This is a genomic window from Paenibacillus silagei, from assembly GCF_017874735.1.
In the GTDB taxonomy this organism is placed as follows: domain Bacteria; phylum Bacillota; class Bacilli; order Paenibacillales; family Paenibacillaceae; genus Paenibacillus_AQ; species Paenibacillus_AQ silagei.
This window is the reverse complement of sequence record NZ_JAGGLV010000003.1, coordinates 181,104-201,756: the sequence shown is the minus strand read 5'-3', so window position 1 is coordinate 201,756 and position 20,653 is coordinate 181,104. Positions and strand designations below refer to the sequence as shown.

General features: G+C 54.0%; 14 protein-coding genes. All 14 read right to left on the bottom strand.

The features are described 5' to 3' along the window. Nucleotides 1-7: 7 nt before the first annotated feature. Nucleotides 8-763 (bottom strand): alpha/beta fold hydrolase, encoded by a 756-nt coding sequence (locus J2Z70_RS06380; protein ID WP_209870589.1) that lies wholly within the window; start codon nucleotides 761-763, stop codon nucleotides 8-10. Nucleotides 764-1,338: 575 nt separating this feature from the next. Beyond that, a complete protein-coding gene (locus J2Z70_RS06375) occupies nucleotides 1,339-2,211 on the bottom strand; it encodes an amidohydrolase family protein (protein WP_209870586.1) in 873 nt (290 codons plus the stop codon). Between the two features lie 20 nt (nucleotides 2,212-2,231). Further along, nucleotides 2,232-5,351 carry a GNAT family N-acetyltransferase gene (locus J2Z70_RS06370; RefSeq protein ID WP_209870583.1) on the bottom strand — a complete coding sequence of 1,040 codons (3,120 nt, stop codon included), beginning with the start codon at nucleotides 5,349-5,351 and terminating at the stop codon, nucleotides 2,232-2,234. 125 nt (nucleotides 5,352-5,476) lie between these two features. Continuing rightward, entirely contained in the window at nucleotides 5,477-5,971 is a 495-nt protein-coding gene (locus tag J2Z70_RS06365) for a DedA family protein (RefSeq protein WP_036728489.1), read from the bottom strand. A gap of 6 nt (nucleotides 5,972-5,977) precedes the next feature. Next, entirely contained in the window at nucleotides 5,978-6,502 is a 525-nt protein-coding gene (gene pssA / locus J2Z70_RS06360) for a CDP-diacylglycerol--serine O-phosphatidyltransferase (RefSeq protein WP_076075653.1), read from the bottom strand. A gap of 39 nt (nucleotides 6,503-6,541) precedes the next feature. Further along, complete coding sequence (locus J2Z70_RS06355; protein WP_209870581.1) at nucleotides 6,542-8,296, bottom strand: sensor histidine kinase; 1,755 nt, start codon at nucleotides 8,294-8,296, stop codon at nucleotides 6,542-6,544. After that, a complete protein-coding gene (locus J2Z70_RS06350; RefSeq protein ID WP_036728495.1) occupies nucleotides 8,293-8,973 on the bottom strand; it encodes a response regulator transcription factor in 681 nt (226 codons plus the stop codon). Before J2Z70_RS06350 ends, J2Z70_RS06355 begins: the two co-directional genes overlap by 4 nt. Nucleotides 8,974-9,797: 824 nt before the next feature. After that, on the bottom strand, nucleotides 9,798-11,639 hold the full coding sequence (locus J2Z70_RS06345) for an ABC transporter ATP-binding protein (RefSeq protein ID WP_209870578.1): 1,842 nt from the start codon (nucleotides 11,637-11,639) through the stop codon (nucleotides 9,798-9,800). Then, a complete protein-coding gene (locus J2Z70_RS06340; RefSeq protein ID WP_209870575.1) occupies nucleotides 11,623-13,368 on the bottom strand; it encodes an ABC transporter ATP-binding protein in 1,746 nt (581 codons plus the stop codon). Before J2Z70_RS06340 ends, J2Z70_RS06345 begins: the two co-directional genes overlap by 17 nt. A 44-nt stretch (nucleotides 13,369-13,412) precedes the next feature. Further along, nucleotides 13,413-13,898 carry a nitroreductase family protein gene (locus J2Z70_RS06335; RefSeq protein WP_209870572.1) on the bottom strand — a complete coding sequence of 162 codons (486 nt, stop codon included), beginning with the start codon at nucleotides 13,896-13,898 and terminating at the stop codon, nucleotides 13,413-13,415. A gap of 533 nt (nucleotides 13,899-14,431) precedes the next feature. Continuing rightward, complete coding sequence (locus J2Z70_RS06330; protein WP_209870569.1) at nucleotides 14,432-15,373, bottom strand: ketopantoate reductase family protein; 942 nt, start codon at nucleotides 15,371-15,373, stop codon at nucleotides 14,432-14,434. A gap of 180 nt (nucleotides 15,374-15,553) precedes the next feature. Further along, a complete protein-coding gene (locus tag J2Z70_RS06325; protein WP_209870567.1) occupies nucleotides 15,554-17,875 on the bottom strand; it encodes a universal stress protein in 2,322 nt (773 codons plus the stop codon). Between the two features lie 63 nt (nucleotides 17,876-17,938). Beyond that, nucleotides 17,939-18,559, bottom strand: a complete 621-nt coding sequence (gene kdpC, locus J2Z70_RS06320) for a potassium-transporting ATPase subunit KdpC (protein WP_209870564.1) — start codon at nucleotides 18,557-18,559, stop codon at nucleotides 17,939-17,941. 43 nt (nucleotides 18,560-18,602) lie between these two features. Beyond that, nucleotides 18,603-20,636: a potassium-transporting ATPase subunit KdpB gene (gene kdpB, locus J2Z70_RS06315; RefSeq protein ID WP_209870560.1), complete on the bottom strand. Its 2,034-nt coding sequence runs from the start codon at nucleotides 20,634-20,636 to the stop codon at nucleotides 18,603-18,605. Between the last annotated feature and the right edge of the window lie 17 nt (nucleotides 20,637-20,653).

Below are 20,653 nucleotides of genomic sequence, written 5' to 3'. Positions count from 1 at the left end.
CCTTGTGTTAGTGGATAGGGTTCTGTGCAAGGAATTCAAGAATCGTATCGTTCACCAGAATGGGTTGTTCCCTTAACATATGCGGGCGGTGCCCTGCTCCCTGAACGATCAGCGTCCTTGCATCCGTAAGCAGGGAAGCGAGCTTCACCGTTCTATCCTCTCCCGCGAACGGGTCATGTTCTCCTGAAATTAGCAGTGCCGGGCAGGTTATACTGCCCAGTTGCTCCTCCGTGAGATCCGGGTATCTGATCCAGTCCTGCACCGTTTGCCGCAGATAGTATTGCCAATTCCCCTGATGGGCCTCCTGATGCCTCTCGATCATCTGATTAATGAAGGCTTGCTGCTGATTCGCCAGCAGTTGTTCAGGCTCGTATTCTCCGGCTCCAGCCGGTTCACAGAATCCGCTGGTTCCAATCGTAGTAAGCGTAGCAATCCGTCCCGGATGATTCACCGCCAGGTACAGCCCTACACCCGCGCCCATACTGTATCCAATAAGATGTGCCCGTTCAATGTTCATCCTATCCATGAATCCAGCGACATCCTCAGCTATTCGTGGAGTAGACCAGTCGAGATCCCGGCAGCGGGTCCTGCCATGGCCTCTAAGATCAAGGAAGTAACAACTGTAATGGCTCTGGAAGTCCAGAATCTGGCTGCTGAAGGCCAGCATGCTGCGGGAATAATGACTGTGCAGGAAGATTACCGGTTCCCCGGTGCCCATCTGTTCATAGAACATTTCAAGATCGTGGACCTGTATGTATGGCATAATACCCCTCCCTCTCAACTTCTAGCAACAATTGATTGCTTAACGGGCTACAAACTACTAGCTCATGAGATTTCAACTTATGAAAATTACTTTAACTAATCGCTGCTGAGGGTTTACTCCACCCCAATTAGGATGCAAAGGGTAGGCTTAAATGCAATTTATACAACTAAAACGTCTGATGCGCCGCCAAATCTCCGTTTAGTTGTATTTCGTGCAAATAAAATGCTTCTCTACCTGGATTTTCGCCCATCCCGGCAAATATAGTTGTACAAAATACACTTAGAAGAGGAAAGCCTTTCGTTTCCCTGTTTTTAGTTGTACAAAATACACTTATCGCTAATGATTCGCTACGAACAGAATGGATTCTTCCTCCGCCCACCCCAATATCAGCTCGTTCATGCTCAGACTTTAACACCCCTGAGGTTCATTCTTACAGTGTTAAAGCTGATGCTGTACTACTCTCAGCTTACCACAGGTCGTCCATCAGAAGTAGTAACCCGCCCCCACTCAACAAGTGGAAACGAAACTAAAAACCCCCGGAATACCATTCCGGGGGAAGTTTGCAGCCCATCTCATTATAGATTCAGTTCTCTGATCCGCTCCGCAAGCTTAGGGAACACGCGGAGTGAATTATTATAAAAGACATCCTCATGATAAGCTTCCGGCACCAGGTGCTTCACGAAGGTAATATAAGCGTCCAGCGGGACCAGCGGCCAGTCGGTACCGAAGACCAGCCGGTCGTATTTCTCGGCGAACACCAGCGCCCGGCGGAAATGATCGGTATAGGTCTGCTCGGTCAGCAGCCGGTCCACCTTGGCCTGATCGCCGACAATCCAGCCGGATAGATCCGCGTACAAATTAGGGTTCTTCTCCAGCAGGGCTGCGGTGTCCATCACCCAGGGATCGCCCAGGTGGCAGAGCATGAAGGTAATCTCCCGGTGCTTCAGGAAGGTCTCCTCCATGGACAGCGGATGGGAATACTTCAGCAATCCCTGGTCCGCATAAGTCAGTCCGCCATGAATGACCACCGGGAGGTCGTAAGCAGCTGCCAGCTTATAGACCGGATCGTAGATCTCATCCCCCACATTGAAGTGGTAGTACCCGGCGTACAGCTTGATGCCAACGACATCGGAGCGCTGCAGCGATTGCTCCAGTGCTTCAAGCTGCCCCTCCAGATGAAGGGTGAGCGGGTTAATACCTACGCAGGTGAACAGATTGTCCGGCAGTGTCTCGCTCAGGTCAAGCAGCATAGGATTCAGGGCAGCGGAATCGGGAAAAGCTCCGGCAACCGTCTCGGTCACTCCCATGCCGACCCCGGCAATGACACCGCTGCGGCGGAACTCCTCCTGGAGTCCCTTGCCGGTATAGTCGATATGCGCCAAGGTCTGCGCCGTTTCGTGGAAAGCTGCAATATTGGAATAATGCACATGTGCGTCAATGATTTTCATAGAAGCTTCCTTTCTCTGACTCACTTCGTGAACCGGATCGACAGCAGATCGCCATAAGCCTGCTCAGGTACCTGGAGATCCGAGATCAGATAGAATTGCGGCTTGCTGAACTGCTCTTTGCCATCCTGCAGATGCAGGTACTCTTCCGCATAAGACGTCAACGCGACGGAATTGACTAACAAGGAAGGTGACGGATGCTTAAATGATGTAACTAATGACAGACGCTGCTGGCGTTCCTTGGAACCCACTTGCAGAATCCCGCTATGGCTGGCATCCTCTGCCTGTCCCCGGCCTGCCTTGTAGGTAAGCTCTTGACCCTTGCTGTTCTTCAGATATCCTCTTCCATCCTGTATGCCGGAGGCGGCAGTATAGAAGGTTGAAGTCTCAAGCTTCAATGGGCATAGCGGGCCGCCTGTATTCTGCTCCACATGTACCGTAGAGGCAAGCACCGGAACGCCCGGCAGCAGCATGTAATATTGATGCAGTACGAGTCCTTTGTATTTATCATTCTTCTGAATGGTGACGCTCATTCGGATACCCGACCAGCGGTTCCCCTTATTATCGGTCAGTTCGGCGAAATCAGCCGTTAACGGCTCCTCCATGAAGCTGCGCAAGGCAATGTCGCCCACACTGGTTACGATTCCGCCTACCCATGGATTCCACCAAGACTTTGCAATCGGCTGCGGAAAAGAAGATTCCAGCCATTCCTCGCCCTGATGGGCAAGCGAGAATAATCCCGGTGCAAAGTCCGGGCTGGCCTGTATCCGCAGTATCCCGTTGTCTACAGCCAGTACCTGCGCCCCTTCTGCTACAAGTCTCTCCTGCCGGACACGTTCATCCGCGACAGGCAAGACCAGGAAGGATTGATCCTGCACATAACTGTCCATATCCAGATGCAGGTTCAGCACATCCGGGGCAGCGCCTGCCGGTACTGTCAGCGGCAGAGCCGCTTCTCTGAGCTTCTCTTCCTCGTGAACCGTTAACCGCGCTTCCTCCATGCTGCCTGCTTCGGAAGAGATCCGAATCTCACCCACCAGGTAGCTCTTCTTCTGCTCCTGAAGGAGAAGCTTAGCCTCTCCGCTTATGAACGGATTCCCATTATTCAGGCTCAGCTCCAGCTGCTCTGTAGTGGTCAGTTCCTCAGCATTCCTGTTACCGCTTTGCAGCGCATAAGCACGGAAATCCTGCCAATGGTCCCAGGTTCCCAGAGCGATCCGCAGCGGCTGCGTTTCCTTCTGCCCGCCGGCGGGAATCCGTCCCAGAGAATGCTCCACAGCATGCATCCACGAGTCCTGAATCAGCTTAAGCTCTGACGGCCAGCTAATCCCTCTGGAGAAGCCTTCATCCGCAGCGAACATCCAGTTCTCCGTGAATTCCTGCGCTTCCCAGTAATCCATGCCGGAGGCTTCAACCCCTGCGCTCAGATCTATATATTTGCCGCGGTAAGGGATGACGCCTCCATGCAGGTTGAAGCGGAAGCTGTCCCTCAGGAACAGCTCTTCCTCCTGAACGGTAGCCTGCGGGTTGTCGATTCTGAAATAACGGGAGACTATACCGTTGCTGAACAGCTTCACAACCATCGTCAGCAACAAGCCCTTCCGGATGCCGACCTCATAAGTGGCCTCAAGCACGATAGCCTCTTGATCCCTGGAGATCTTCGCATCCAGCGCCGAGAATTTGTTGAATTCATTCGTATAAGGCAGGCCCAGCTTCGGATAAGGCAGGTTCATCAGATATTTACGGTTCTGGAAAAAAGTAAGCCAATGATTCGTTTTGTTCAGAACGGCGGAATAGCGGCCATTGCTGATGATCCAGTCCTTGTCGGTCGGGCCGCCGAAGACCGTCTCTGCTCCGGTGAAGACCAGGCTCAGCTCCTGCTCCAGTATAGCTGAATCGGCTCCTTCTTCTACACTGCGGATGCTCACCGAATGGTGCCAAATTCCGTACCCAAGCAACCGGGCCGCTGCGGTAACAGTCCTCCGGCTCTTGGCAGGAACCTCAACGGTGTACTGCTTTTGACTGAACGACAGAATCTCGTCCTCCGGCAGCTCGAAGCTGAACACGGTGTCTGTGCTGTACTCATTCTCCACCGTCACATCCAGCTCCACCTCTTCGCCCGCGAAAAGCGTTCTGTCCGGTACCTGGAGCTTCACCTTGACCGGGAACTTGGGCTTAATGCCCAGCTTGAATACGGCAGGCAGGCCGTTAATGAGCAATTCTGCCTCCACCACAGGATGGGTCTGATAGAGATCCTGCTCCTCCTCCACCGGATGGATGAAGAAGCGGCCTTCGATCCGCGCCTCGGATTCGATATCCTGAGCAGCCTCCAGCTCCAAGCGGATTTGCGCATTGCTTTTACCGCTAATCTGGAGCGACAAGGGCTTCCCGCTTTTATTAACGGCTTCATAAATGACAGGATATTCCGCTCCAAACGGCAGCTCATGCTGCGCAGGAATCGTTACCTGTATCCGGTAATCCTCCGTCTCAATGAGGCGCAGGCCGCGGCCGGTCCGCTCATATTCCATCTTCAGCGACAGACCGTCCTTCAGCCATTCATATGTAAAATAGTCAAAGCCGTTTTCCCCATGACCATCAGGCTCCACCTTGATCTCACGGATGCTGTCGTTATACCAGTCTATCTTCTCGAAATAAGATTTCACCGCTCCGGTCTGAAGCACCGAGGGAATGAAGTTCATCAGATGAGTCGTGTCATCCCGGTTCTCCCAGAAGAACCCGCTTTTCTTATACGTAGGCACCGCCTTGACATTACCGGGCCACGTATAGAGATCCAGCCGCGGCCAGCCCAGCTTAATCGTCTCTTCAATCGAACGCCTTACCAGCGCCTTGCCCACCTTGCGTCCATGGTAATCCGGTCTCACGTTGAGCAGAGCGATATAGAGCGCCCCGGTATCCTCTTTATAGTGAGAGAAGCTGCAATATCCGATGACCTCTGAGCCGCTTACCGCCAGGAACAACTTGAGCATGGGGCTGTTCTCGTGTTCCCGCAGCACACTTTCCTCTGTCCGGTACGCTCCGTCTCCGCCCCAGCTCTCTGCGCTTCTGTTCCACATCTCGGCAATGGAAGCGGCATGCTTAGCCGGCACATATTCTTCAATCTCGATCTCTTGTAATTCGGGCATTACAGTCATACCTCCTCGGATCGCTATAATTCCTAGCTTCATAGCAATAAATACTACTTGCAGTATATAACAGAACGTTAAGCCGCTGTAAGTTCCTGTTTGATTATAAAAGATTATTACTTAACTCAAGCAAAGGTTAGCCTCGAACCGATCAGATAACCGATCGAGACAAACAAGAGTGACCAGATAAAGGCACCAGCCAGGGTGACCATTAAGTATTTTCGGAAGGACATGGCACTGATGCCCGAGATGTAGCTTGTCACATGCCGGATGCCCGGAACAAAATAAGCGATGAATATCGTCCAGTTGCCGAACCGGAAAAACCAGCGTTTGACATAGGCGAATCTTTTGGGCGTCAGGCCTACCCATTTCCCGTACCGGTCCACGACAGGCTGCCCCACTCTGAGACCGATGGTATAGCTGATCAGCATGCCTGTAATCGAACCTATGAAACAGACCAGAACCGAAAGTGAAAAATCCAGCACCATGGTAGAGGATAGATAGCCAACGAACAGCGTCAGCAGCTCATCGGGAACGGGAAGTCCGACAAGCCCCAGCGCCAGCAGCGCGAATATAGCTATATAACCGTATTGTGAGATCATCTCGATGACCCATGGCATGAACAATCACTTCCTGTTACCGAATTTTTTGAACGAAGGGAACGGAACCCTGCTTATCATCAGTATAGACAACAGTCCCATAATTAAAATGACCATTTCCGGCTTCAGCCGTTCACCTATAAGTGTGGTCATCGACAGAAGCAATCCGGCTGCCGTAATCGGCATGCCCACGAAGCCCTTGGAAGGAGCCGAGATATTGAATCTGGCCAGCCGCAGCGCCCCGCAGATCAGGAATGCGACCGCAGCGACAGGTCCAACCCACTGCACGTTCTCCAGCCGGTATAACAGAATTAGGAAGGCGGGAGCGATGCCAAAAGAAATAATATCCGCCAAAGAGTCCAGTTGTTTGCCGAAATCACTGGTGCAATGCAGCATCCGGGCGAGCAGTCCGTCCATAACATCGCATATCGCAGCCAGCAGTATCATTAATAAAGCAAGATCATAACGTTCTTCAATCGTGAATAGCAGGGAAATTGATCCGAAGCCCAGGTTTCCCAGTGTGCACATTGAAGGCAGCCAGCTCCATTTCATGCTGTTCACTCCTTTCCTGACAAGTTAGTAATGGGCGGCTCAGCCTCCAAAGGTTACACTAAAACAGACGCCGTCCGAGGTGTTCATCACTGCATACCGGCAGCCATGCATATCTAAAATCTGCTTCGCAATGGATAATCCGAGTCCGGTCCCGCCCGTCAGACGGCTGCGTGAAGCCTCGATCCGGTAGAAGCGCTCCCAGATATGCGCCAGCTGATCCTCGGGGATTCGCTCCCCTTTGTTGTGTATGGTGAACAGCAGCTTCTTGGGTGAACTCTCCAAGGTGACGGTTATCGTACTGCCCTCTTCCGCATGACGGATCGCGTTGGTCAGCAGATTGCTGAGCACCTGTTCAATCCATGTAGCATCCGCATATACGGGCAATTCATTCGCCGGAATAATGACCACATCCAGCTGCTTATTTTGAAGGGAATGCACCAGTTTATCGGTCACCTTCTCCGTCATTTCGCTCAGCATGAAGGAGCTTTTGCGCAGCTTGATCGTGCCGGACTCCAGCCGGGCCAGGTCCAGCATATCTTTTACCAGGAACTCCATCTTGTCGGCCTCTTCGATAATGACCTTGATGTAATGATCCTGCTTGCCGGCGCTCACCCCATCCTCCAGACCCTCGGCGAAGCCCTTGATAATGCTAAGCGGCGTCTTCAGCTCATGGGAGGCACTGGCAAAAAAGTCCTGCTGCATCTGCTCCAGCTTCTTCTTCTGCTCCATCTCCTCCACCAGCTGCTGATTCGTCTCCCGCAGCTCGCCCAGTGCAGTGTCCAGACTTTGGGACAAGGTGAACATGCTTCTGGACAGATTGCCCAGCTCATCCTTCTGGCGGATGGAGGCATGGCCGGTGAAATCGAGTGCTACCATCCGTTTAGCCGTATTATTGAGCTTGATCAAGGGCCGGGTCACCATCTTGGAATAGAACAGCGAGAGGACCAGAATCAGCACGAACCCGCCAAGCCCTAAGTATAAAAAGAACCAGCGCAGCGCTTCATTGGAATCCTTAACATCCTGCAGTGAGGTCACTGAGAACAACAGCTCAATCTCCCCGCTGGCCTGTTTCACGGGCAGAATCATCACGGAATTGCGGATACCGCTCCAGGGAGCCGTCCACTCTTCCTTGACCATATTCAGCTTGCCCAGGCTCTCCAGCTGCCCCGTATTTAACGGGAACCAGTCCTCGATAGCCTCGAAAAGGATGCCCTGGCGCGGGTTCCATATTTTCAGATCCGGTAGGACCAGCTCCGTAATTGTCCCGGTAATGCTTGTGTTGCCCAGCTCCGCCTCCTCGCCTACCGGCTGGAACCCCTGTTTCGTAATCGTGAGCGGGAAAAACTGATTGCCGAGGTCATTCTCCCCAGTGACAAGCTCTCCCTGGATGGTAACCCGGTCATTCTCTTTCAAATGGGCCGACCGGAGCATATCTCCGAATTGATTCATGAACAAGGACATGGGGATCACCTGAGTCTGGCCTTTATCGTCAATCAGCTTCATGCGGAACGGATCTTCCGACTTCATCCGCCCGTCCAGCTTCAGAATGACCATCTGTGTCTTATTGCGCAGCATGAACCGGACCAGCTCGCGGGAAGTGCGGGTTCTGCCCCAGGCTTCTTTGGTGTAGCTTGTCCCGAAGCTCTTAAGATGCTTCTCTACACGGGACTCCTTCTGCGTCTGGTAGAAGCGGTCGAACAGCAGGAACTGGCTGAGGATTACCATCCCGTAGAAACAGACGAAGAAGATCACGGTCATCACGAACAGCTTGAAGGTAATTCCCCATCTTTTCATTCTTCATCCTCGAATCTGTAGCCGGTTCCAATCACTGTTCGAATGTGTCGGGATTCATACCCCAGCTTGCTGCGCAGTTTCTTGATATGGCTGTCCACGACCCGGGAGTCCCCCTCGAATTCAATTCCCCACACCCGGCTGAGGATGGTATCCCGCGAGACCACATGGCCCTTGTTGCGGATCAGCAGCCACAGGAGATCATATTCCTTCGGGGTTAGCTCGACATCGGCGCCTTCCACCTCTAGACGGTGCGCCATGGTGTTGAAGATGGCTGAGCCGAATCTCACTACCCCGGATTCTGGCTGATGTGCGCCTTCAACCCGTTTCATCAACGCGGCAGCCCGAGCCACCAGCACCTTGGGACTGAACGGCTTGGTTACATAATCATCGGCGCCCAGCTCGAAGCCGTGTATTTTGTCGTCATCGGCGGATTTGGCGGTCAGCAGAATAATCGGGGTCGCCGATTTCTTGCGGATCTCCCGGCATACCTGAAATCCGTCCATTTTGGGCATCATAATATCCAGAATCAGCAGATCCGGCTCAAGCGAATCGAACCACAGGAGCGCGTCCTGCCCATTATCGGCTTCGCGCACCTCCCAGCCGTCCTGTATGAAGTAATCCGACACCAGCTCACGGATACGCAGCTCGTCTTCGACAAGCAGTAACTTTTTCTTCAATGTACTCCCTGCTTTCAACCCGTTTATACCTCTCAGCATAGTCGAGTGTTATGTCCTTTATGTGTCCTGTTGTGAAATTGGCTGATAATAAGCCGAAATATATGGTGCAGTTACTTGGGAGACCCTTGGTTTTGAGTATGATATACGTCTTAGCTCGGGTGAACGCTGCGCAAACGGAACGTTGTTACAATCGCTGTTGTGTCCAGATTTTTATTATTTTTACCTAATCGGTGAAAATCCGCACACAAAGGCGAACGCTCCGCTTTTACGCGGGTCGTTCCGTCCGCTCCGCTGTTTGAATGTAGGGTGCGAATGCACTTAAAACATACTGAAAGAGATTAGTGTTCTCATGCAACACAAATCTGAAAAAGAAATAGCCGCACTGAACGCCTCAATGAACGCCCCACTGAACGCCTACTGAACACTTCACTGAATATAAATGTTGTACTTTTTGCAGGAACTCCGTTCGTTTGAGCTCAGATCATGCACATTGTTGTATTTATTGCAGGAATTCGGTTAGATTCACAGCTGAGGAGCGCAGATTGTTGTAATTAGTGCAGGAATTCCATCAGCGCGGTGCTGGATCATGCGCATTGTTGTATTTTGTGCAGGAATTCCATCTGTGCGGTGCTGGATAAGGTGCATTGTTGCACTTTGTAACCAATAATATGAACATTCGAAAGAAAGCGATACCGTGAACGGTCACAAATTCAATAGCGGCTGGAGTAAAAAAATGAAAAACAGCAATTCTCTTATAAACGGAGGATCGCTGTTTTCCTGTAATTATAACTTTAAGATACAATATTCGGCATTCGCCGCCTTAGTTACCCGGCTTCAAAGGCTTGCTTAAACTGGCTGTTATACAGCTCGGCATATATCCCTTGCAGCGCAAGGAGCTGGCTGTGGCTTCCCTGCTCGGCGATCTGTCCGCCTTGGATGACCAGAATCCGGTCAGCATCCTGAATGGTACTGAGCCGGTGGGCGATCACGAAGCTGGTGCGGCCCTTCATCAGTGTCCGCATAGCCTGCTGAATATGCATCTCTGTCCGGGTATCCACACTGCTCGTTGCCTCATCCAGAATGAGGATGGCCGGATCGGCCAGGATGGCGCGGGCAATGGTCAACAGCTGGCGCTGGCCGTGGCTCAAGGTGGTCCCGTCCGTGCCCAGCAGCGTGTCGTACCCCTGCGGCATTCGCGCTATGAAGCCGCTGACGTTGGCTAGATTGGCCGCCTCTTCCACTTCACGGTCCGTGGCCTCCAGACGGCCGAACCGGATATTCTCACGTATGGTCCCCGAGAAGACATGGGCGTCCTGCAGCACCATGCCGAGCTGGCGGCGCAGCTCGTTTTTACCCAGCTCCCGGATATCCCTGCCGTCGATCAGCACCTCACCGCCGCTCACTTCATAGAAGCGCGTCAGCAGGTTGACAATGGTCGTCTTCCCCGCTCCGGTCGGCCCGACCAGGGCGATCGTCTCGCCTGGCTGTGCGGTGAAGCTTACACCGTTCAGAATAGGCGCGCCCGGCTTATAGCCGAACACTACATCCCGGAAAACAACTTCCCCGCGAATCCGCTCCAGATCCTGAGGCTGCTCCCCGCTGTACTCGGAGGACATATCCATCACTTCAAATACGCGCTCCGCTCCGGCGATTGCCGATTGGATCAGATTATACTGGTTCGCAAGGTCGGAGATGGGGCGGCCGAACTGCTTGGCATAATTCAGCATACTGACGATGACCCCCACGGTAACCAGCTCATGATAAGCCATCCAGCCGCCAATTCCGGCAATCAGCGCGAAGTTCAGATTGTTAATCAGGTTCATTACTGGTCCTACCAGGCCGGATACGATCTGCGCCTTAATGCTAGCTTGGTTAAGCTCCCCGCTTATTCCGCGGAATCTGGTGACCTCCGCCTGTTCTCTGCGGTATTGCTTAATCACCTTCTGGCCGCTGACCGCTTCTTCAATGAAGCCGTTCAGCTCACCCAGATGCTGCTGCTGATCCTTGAAGTAGATCCGGCTTAAGCCGGTAATCCGGCGGCTAGCCAGCACGACCAGCGGAATGGTTACCAGAGCAACTCCAGTCAACGGCACATTCAGCATCAGCATAATGACCAGAGAGCCGCTAAGTGTAATCAGACTGTTCAGCAGCTGGGTTACACTCTGATTCAGGGAGTTGGAGACGTTGTCAATGTCATTGGTTGCACGGCTCATTAGCTCACCGTTAGCATGGGTATCGAAGAAGCTGACCGGCAGCTCCTGGTATTTGGCGAACAGGTCCCGCCGCAGCTCGTACACCGTGCGCTGGGAGACGGAGGTCATCACATAAGCCTGGACCCACGAGACGGCGCTGCCCAGCAGATAAATGCCGCCCAGAAGGAGACAGAACCGGACCAGCAGACTATAATCCTGCGGGAGGATCGCGGTATCAATAGCTTTTCCTAACAGATAGGGTCCGATCAGGGCGAGGACAGCATTCAGAATCGTGAATACATAGACCATAATCAGCCCTGTCCGCTGACGGTTCAGATAGGACCAGATGCGGAGGATCGTTGCCTTGCTATTCTTCGGACGTACCTTGGGTACTACGCCAACCCGGCCGGGAGGCCCGCCGCCTAACACTCCAGGTCCGCCGTGAGCCTGCTCCCCTTTACGTTGACTGGACATAGGGCTCCTCCTCTTCCTTCAACTGGGAGTGACGGATGTCCCGGTAGATCTCGCTGCCTGCCATCAGCTCGGTATGCGTACCCTGTGCGGCGATCCGGCCGTTCTCCAGAATCAAGATCCGGTCGGCATCTATAATGGAAGACACCCGCTGGGCAATCATAACGACAGTAGAGTCCTGAAGCTCCGTCTTCAGCAGCAGGCGGATGCTTGCTTCGGTAACTGCATCCAGAGCGCTGGTGCTGTCATCCAGGATCAGAATGGCTGGCTTAATTAACAGCGCGCGTGCAATGGACAGACGCTGCTTTTGTCCGCCTGACAGGTTCACCCCGCGTTGTCCGAGCTGCGTGTCGTAGCCTTGCGGCATAGCTGTAATGAATCCATGTGCTTCTGCGGCCACAGCCGCCTGCTCCACTTCTTCATCTGTTGCTTCCGGCCGTCCGTAACGGATATTATCCCTGATACTGCCGCTGAACAGCAGGGACTGCTGCATTACGAAGCCGATCCGGCTCCGCAGATGCTCCAGGCTAATCTCCCGGATGTCTGTTCCGTCGATCAAAACGGCACCGGACAAGACCTCATAGAATCTTGGAATCAGACTAACCAGGGTAGACTTCCCTGCTCCGGTAGCCCCCAGAATAGCGATCGTCTCCCCAGGGCTGGCTGCAAAGCTGATATCCTCCAGCACAAGATTCTCATCCCCGCGGTTATAGGCGAAGGAGACCTTGCTGAACTCAATCCGTCCGAGCGTAATGGCTGCTTGGTCCGCCGCAGGCGCTTCGGTAATTTCACTTGTGGCGGCGAATACTTCATTCACACGGTCCCCCGATACCTTAGCCCGTGATACGAAGGCAAGCATCGTGCTCAGCATCATCATCGACATGAGCAATTGAGTAACATAGTTAATGAAGGCAATTAGTTCACCAACGGGCAGCGCCCCGTTCCAGTTCTGTAGGCCCCCGAACCAGAGCACGGCAATAATGCTGGCATTCAGAATCAGCATCATAAGCGGCATATTCAGCGCCATCAGACGGATCGCCCGGATTCCGGTATCCGTATAGCCGGTATTGGCGGTATCGAAGCGCTTCTGCTCATGGTCTCCACGGACGAAGGCTTTGATTACACGAATGCCGGTGAGATTCTCCTGCAGTACATTGCTCACCCCATCCAGCTTCTCCTGCATCCGGGCAAATAACGGAAAAGAGAGCCGGATCAGCACAAACAGCAGGATGAACAGCAGCGGAACCGCACCCAGCAGGATCAGCGCCAGGGACGGGCTGATCCGGACCGCCATGACCAGACTGCCGATCAGCAGCAGCGGTGACCGCACGAAGCTCCGCAGAATCATCTGCACGAAGGTCTGGAGCTGCACGACATCGTTCGTCAGCCGGGTGATCAGCGAGCCGGTCTTCAGCCGATCCAGATTGCGGTTCGAGAAGGTCTGGATATGCTCAAACAGCTTGATGCGCAGATCATTCCCGAAATTCTGTGAGGCGATACTTGCACATATCGCACAGCCCACACCCCCAGTCATCCCGATGATAGAGATTCCAATCATCATTCCTCCTGTTGAAAGGATATGCGATAAATCATTCTTCATCAGGCCTTTATCCACAATACTGGCCATAAGTGCAGGCTGCAGCAGGTCCATCACTACTTCAACTACCATTAACAGCGGGGCAAGCACGCTCCAGAGGGCGTACGGCTTCATGAAGCCCCTGAGCTTCCACATTCAGTTCACCTTCATCTCATCAGTCGTCGCATCCGTTCGTCCGTTTAGGGTAAATATGTGATTTTATCAGTCATTGGCGTTCGCTGCTTGGCAGCAGGCACTTCCGAAGGATACCCTACGGCAAGCACCGCAATAACATCCTGCTCTTCAGGAACGCCTAGCACCTCACGGCCCTTGGCTGTACCGCCGAGTGACGACCAGAACACGCCAGCTCCTGCCTCATGGGCTGCCAGCATGAAATTCTGGATATAGCAGGACACGGCCATGATGTTTTCTTCACGTTCCATTGTGGTAGCGGCAGATTTGGATAAGACTCCAATCAGCACCGGAGCACCGCCAAAATCAGTCTTATGGTTCAGCGCTGCACGGGTCTGCGGCCCAATGAACAACAGCTCCCACGGCTCATTCATCCGGTGGTTCGGAGCATAGCTGGCAGCCTCCAGCCAAGTATTCAGCTCCTCCTCCTTAATCGGGTCTGGCCGGAAGGCTTTGATCGTTCTTCTCGTTTGAATCGTATCGATAATAGTCATAGTTAGTCCACTCCTTCTGTTGTATTTGTATCCACATGGTAATAAGCATATCTCTTTAGCACGTTAAATTACAAGACTTTATAACTAGAATGGAACATTATGTATGTTATGTTGATAGCGGCATCTGGCGAATTCATGGGAAAATGTTGCTGCACTGGCTGCCGCTCATTTGCTCCTTTTGGGCAGCAGCATGCTCACACAACTTCAGGCTGACACATTGTATGCGGTTTTTAGCATACATTGGGCCCGGGCTCCCTCGTACCAGCATATTGTGTGTGGTTTTTAGCATACATTGGGCCCGGGCGCCCTCGTACCTGCGTAATGTGTGTGGTTTTTAGCATAGCATTGGGCCCGGCGCCCTCGTACCTGCACATTGTATGTGGTTTTTGGCATACACATAAGAAAACCATAGTGATTTACTTAATTAGCAAAAACAGCCCAGCAAACTCCGCCTTAGCGGAGCTTCCTGAGCTGTTCTTTTGGAGGAACTGATCTGTTCATATGTTCATCTGTATTCCGTGCACTCGTTCATCCTAGGCCTGCTCCAGCGCATATTTTCTCATCGTCTGCTGCTTGAAATCATCCCACGCCGGTGTGGACAGACGGGCTTGCTGCATCAGAGGTTCAAAGGCTTGATAGAGCGCCGCAATCTCGCTGAAAGAGCCATCGATCAGCTTCATGAAGGGCAGCTTTTGTAACAATCTCAACCCTTGAGCGAGCAGTGCCGGGTGCTTCTTCGCCCCGTTAACAAGGGAGGCGGGGTTAACGGGTAAGCCCAGCGTGGAGAGCACGCGGAACCCTTCATCCATTACAGCAACCGCCTGTTTCCAGCGGGCGGAGTCTTTGCTTGCTTTTGCCAAATCAAAATCATAGAGATAAATGACCGACATAACCGGAATAATTGAAACGATGTGACTCAGGAGCCAGGCGTTAATATCCTGCGAATAATCCAGCTTATACTTCGTCTTCCGGAAGGCTTCCTCAAGCAGCGGCTTGAACGGAACCTCACCCTCCAGACTGCCTAGCACCATCTTGCCGCCACCGCTTACCACGATAACACGCCCGTCTTCCTCCCGGGTACCCCCGTTAATTTGGAAGCCAAACGCAATATTCTGCGGAATCCGGCTGTTCTCCTGGAAGAACTGCTGCATCCCGCGGGTATCCCCGTTATTGCCGACAAGCACAATATTCTTACTTTCGTTGTCCGCCAGCGCCGGCAGCACCGCCGGGAAGTCATTGTATTTCATCACTACGAAGATTAGATCATAGACATCGTCCCTCCGCAGTTCGGATATCACCTTCACCTGATCCACAGTCGTTTTGCGCTGAAAATAATGCCGGAGGACCAGTCCGTCCTTCTGCAATTGGCCCGCCCGCTTCGTTCTGGCCAGTATTGTGACCTCATTCCCGCCCTGTACCAGCACATGTGCCAAATAACTTCCTATTACCCCTGCACCCATCACTAATATTCGCATCTAGTATCCCCTTTCCGCTTCAAACAGTTGTATTGAAATGAACATCTGTTCATTAGGTTAGCAGCGGGGACTCTATTGCGCAATTGCCAATGGTGCCAAGCCAAGGATGTCAATTACTGAACAAACCCGTGTAAATTGTACATTACCCGCACAGTGCCGTAGGGCCGTATGCAGACAGGTTCATTCCATCATCTGCGTATGAACGGCCACGATCAGCATATCCATATGCCGGGCATGCCGCAGCAGATATTGAACGAAGCTCGTGGAGAACAAGCTGCGCAGGAAGGGTCTGCGGGACTGACCGATGATTACCTGCGTAGTGTGCATGTCATTCATCCGCTGGAGCAGATGCTTATAGAGATGCTTGCGGCTTCCCGCTTCCGTGATGTCCATTACCCCGCCCAGCCGCTCGGTCAGAGCCCTCAGCGTATCCAGCCGCTTCTGCTCCTCCGCCGTCTTCATGCGGGCACAGTGCACATAGTGAACATGCCACTCCGCCTTCAGGCGGTGTGCAATGCGGAATCCGCGGCGGACCAGCCGTTCAGCCTGCGGTCCTGTGTCTACACAGACGAAGATAACCTCCCGTCTGCTCCAGGGTCCGCGCAAGGCAGGCTCACGCTCCCAGGCCTCCAGCCGCTCATCCACATCATCGGCAATCTCGCGCAGGGCCAATTCACGCAGCGCGATCAGATTGCCGATTTTGAAAAAAGACTCCAGTGCCTGATTAACCTTCTCCTGCGCATAGATCTTCCCTTCCCGCATCCGCTGCTGCAGCATCTGCGGAGTCACATCAATCAGCTCCACCTCACTCGCCATCCGCAGGATGGCATCCGGCACTGTCTCGCGCACACGCACACCGGTTAGCTGCTCCACCGCATCGTTCAGGCTCTCCAGATGCTGTACATTAACCGTGGTAATGACAGAGATCCCGTTCTCCAGCAGCTTGATCACATCCTCATACCGCTTCTTGGTGAGGCTGCCGGGGACATTGGTGTGGGCCAGCTCATCCACCAGCACCACCTCGGGACGGCGGGCGATAATAGCCGCTGTATCCATCTCCGTAAGTTCAGTGGACTGGTAGGCAATCTGCGCTCTCGGAATCATCCTTAACTTGCCCACCTGCTTGCCGGTTTCCTCTCTCCCATGGGTCTCCAGCAGTCCGATAACCACATCGATGCCCCTGCCCAGCAGCAGATTGCCTTCCTGGAGCATTTTGTAGGTTTTGCCTACGCCGGGGGCTGCGCCGATGTACACCTTGAAGGTGCCCCGGCGGATATCCTCGATCCGCCGCTCCAGCTCCCGGCCGGTCAGCCGGTGGAACGGTTCTGCCGCCATCTTCACGGCGGGACGGACCGGCAGAACCCGTTCTCCCTCCTGCTCGGCACGGTCAGCCATCAGGAACACATCAATATTCCGCGTCCTCCGCAGGACACGGCTGGCAATGGAGCCTTGCCACTTCTCCTGCCAGCGGCTTTTCTGCGAATGCCCCATCACAATTCGGGTGACATTGTTCTGAATGGCATAGCGCACAAGCATGGAAGGCAGCATCCGCAGACGCAGCAGCTCCAGCTCCTCGAACCGGGCCTGAATCCTTTCGGTCAGCTTGCGGATGGAGCGCTTGAATACCTGCTGATCCTTGGTCAGGGGACGTCCGCGCAGGAGGAACGTAACGATTAGCAGGTCTCCGTTCAGCCGTTTGGCAATCTGCTGTCCCCTTCTAATATAGAGGGAACCGTTCCAATGATACTGCGCGGATACCAGAATCCGCTCTGTTGCACCCGAAGGGCCGATCAGTCCTTCGGCCTCGCGATGCTTTTCCAGGGAATCATTGACCCCTTCGGCCATCAGCCGCAGCGACACCTCACGGAGAACGCCAAGGTTACCCCTGAGGGATAGGGCCGGATGCGCACCTTCTCCAAGCACCCCCTCCTCCAGCCGCTTGAGAATCGTCTCCGGCGACACATCGATCAGCCGTACCTCATCGGCGAGCTCCAGTGTATTGAGCGGTACGGTACACTCCGCACGGATGCCGGTCATTTCATAGATCTGCTCGCCCACACCGGCCAGCTCATAGACATTAATTGTCGTAATTACGCTGATTCCCTGATCCATCAGATAACGGATGTCCGCAAGCCTGGTTGGGAAGCGGGCCTCCGGACGGTTGCGGTGGGCCAGACCATCGACCAGCAGCACCTCAGGATTACGCTCCACCAGCGCCTCAAGCGGCAGATCCTTCTCCTCCTTGCCGTCCTTCAGCCAGTGAATGCTGGGCACGCGCTCCAGATCGCCAAGCTGCTGAACCGTCTCCGCCCGGCCCATAGTGGAGACCGCACTGATCACCACATCAATTCCCTGTTGCTTCAGCAGCTTGCCTTCCTCCAGCATATGATAGGTTTTGCCGGAGCCGCTGACCGAGCCGATGATGATCTTCAGCCGCCCTCGCTGGAGCTGATAGATAGAATATAGAATCTCCTCAGGAGACTTGCGTTTATAGGGCGCCACGGACTCACCTTCTTTCTATTCTCACAACTCACAACTGGAGGAAGCAGTCTCTATGAACTCAGCTTACTTCGCTACCTCTGTCAGTGCCAGATTCAGCTTCAGCACATTCACCCGTTTCTCTCCGAAAAGCCCCAGATCACGCCCTTCGGTATGCTCTTTCACCAGCGCTTCAAGGGTATCTGCCGGAATGCCGGTCAGCTTGCTGATCCGGGGAACCTGCACGAGCGCCGCAGCTGGAGAAATATGCGGATCAAGACCCGATCCGGAATTCGTAATCAGATCCACAGGGAGCTGACTTACAGGGACGCCGGGATTGTCCAGCTTCCACTGGGCAATGGAATCCTTCGTGCGCTGCAGCATATCGGGATTCGATGGGCCATAGTTATTCGATCCCGAGGCTTCGGCTTTGTATCCGATACTTGATACACGGCTCTGGAACATAGCCTGGTTCGTGAAGCTCTGCCCGATCAGCGCAGAACCGACGACCTTCCCGGAAGCATCCTTCAGCAGGCTGCCGTTCGCCTGGGCAGGCATCAGCACCTGGGCAAGCGCGGTGGAAGCCAGCGGATAGATCATTCCGCAGAGAATGATGAATACTATGCTTAACCTCACTGTAGTGAAGACAAAAGCTGCTGGTGAAGCGGAGACCTGCTCTCCGGTTGTCTCATGTGTAGATTGTGTCATGATGATTACGCCCTCCTTATATATTCAATCGTCTGCCGGACCCCTAGATCCATATACTGACGAGCATATCAATCAGCTTGATGCCGGCGAATGGAACAGCGACTCCGCCCAGACCATAGATGACAATGTTGCGCGTCAGTAGTCTGGTCGAACTCATCGGCTTATAGGAGACCCCGCGCATCGCGAGCGGAATCAGCAGCGGGATGATAATCGCGTTGAAGATCAGCGCCGAAATAATAGCGGAGCTTGGGGACCCTAGACCCATGATGTTCAGGGCTTCCATCTCAGGAATAGCGAGCGTGAACATCGCCGGAATGATGGCGAAATACTTGGCAATATCGTTAGCGATGCTGAAGGTGGTCAGCGCCCCGCGCGTCATAAGGAGCTGCTTCCCGATGGCTACAACCTCGATGATCTTGGACGGATCAGAATCCAGATCGACCATATTGGCCGCTTCCTTGGCTGCAGTTGTCCCGCTGTTCATCGCCAGCCCGACATCGGCCTGAGCCAGTGCGGGAGCGTCGTTCGTTCCATCCCCGGTCATGGCGACCAGCTTGCCCTCGTTCTGCTCCCGGCGGATCACCGCAATTTTATCCTCCGGAGTACTCTCAGCTATAAAATCATCGACCCCGGCTTCACGGGCAATCGTGGCGGCGGTCAGCGGGTTATCCCCGGTACACATAATCGTCTTGATCCCCATGCTGCGCAGCTCGTCGAAGCGCTCCTTCATCCCGGGCTTAACGGTATCCTTCAGATAGATTAGCCCGAAGATCCGGTTATCTACAGCAACCGCGAGCGGAGTGCCGCCCAGCCGGGCGATAGCATCCGAGTTGCTGTCCAGATCGGCCGGTACGGCACCGCCTTGCGACAGCACCCACTTCTTCACGGAGTCGACCGCTCCCTTGCGCACAGAGCGTCCGTCCCGCATATCCATCCCGCTCATCCGGGTCTCTGCCTTGAACTCAATGAACTCCCCGCCGTCCGCGAGGCTGCTCTCATACTGAAGCTCCAGCTTCTTCGCCAGCTCCAGGACAGAGCGCCCTTCGGGCGTCTCATCCTTCAGTGAGCTGACCGCCGCCCAGGCTGCAAGCTCGGCTACAGTTGCTTCGCCTACCGCAACGAACTCACTGGCCATCCGGTTGCCGAAGGTAATCGTCCCCGTCTTATCCAGAATCATCGTGTTGATATCCCCGGCAGCTTCCACCGCCTTCCCGGACATCGCCAGGACGTTGAACTGCGTCACCCGGTCCATTCCCGCAATCCCGATGGCCGACAGCAGCCCGCCGATGGTGGTCGGTATCAGGCAGACGAGCAGTGCGATCATGACCGGAATCTCCAGCTTCACCCCGATATAATCCGCGATGGGACGCAGGGTGACTACGACAATCAGGAAAATAATCGTGAGGCTGATCAGCAGCGTGTTCAGAGCAATCTCATTCGGTGTCTTCTGGCGCTTCGCCCCTTCGACCAGCGAGATCATCCGGTCCAGGAACGATTCTCCCGGATCACTGGTGATCCGCACCTTGATCTGGTCGCTGACTACCCGGGTACCGCCGGTCACGGAGCCGAAGTCGCCTCCGGCTTCCTTAATGACCGGAGCCGACTCCCCGGTGATGGCCGATTCGTCCACAGAAGCCAGCCCTTCGGTCACTTCCCCGTCGCCGGGAATCAGTTCTCCTTGGCTGACGACCACGATATCGCCTTTGCGCAGCTCAGAGGCCGGTACTTGCTTGACCCCTGATCCTGTCAGCTTATTGGCGGTGATGTCCTGCTTGGTTTTTTTGAGCGAATCGGCTTGTGCCTTGCCCCGGCCCTCCGCCAGCGCTTCTGCGAAGTTAGCAAACAGCACGGTGAACAGCAGGATGAAGAACACGGTAATATTGAAGCCTACCGCATGCTCCGCATGGAAATACCCCGGCGCCAGCACCATAAGCAATACGATAACCGTCCCAACCTCCACGACGAACATGACCGGATTCTTCATTAACGTCACCGGGTTCAGCTTCACCAGACTATCCTTGGCAGCACTTAGCAGGATGGGACCCGTCAGCAGCTTCTTTCTGTGTACAGTACTCATTCTCGTCTCTCCCTCTC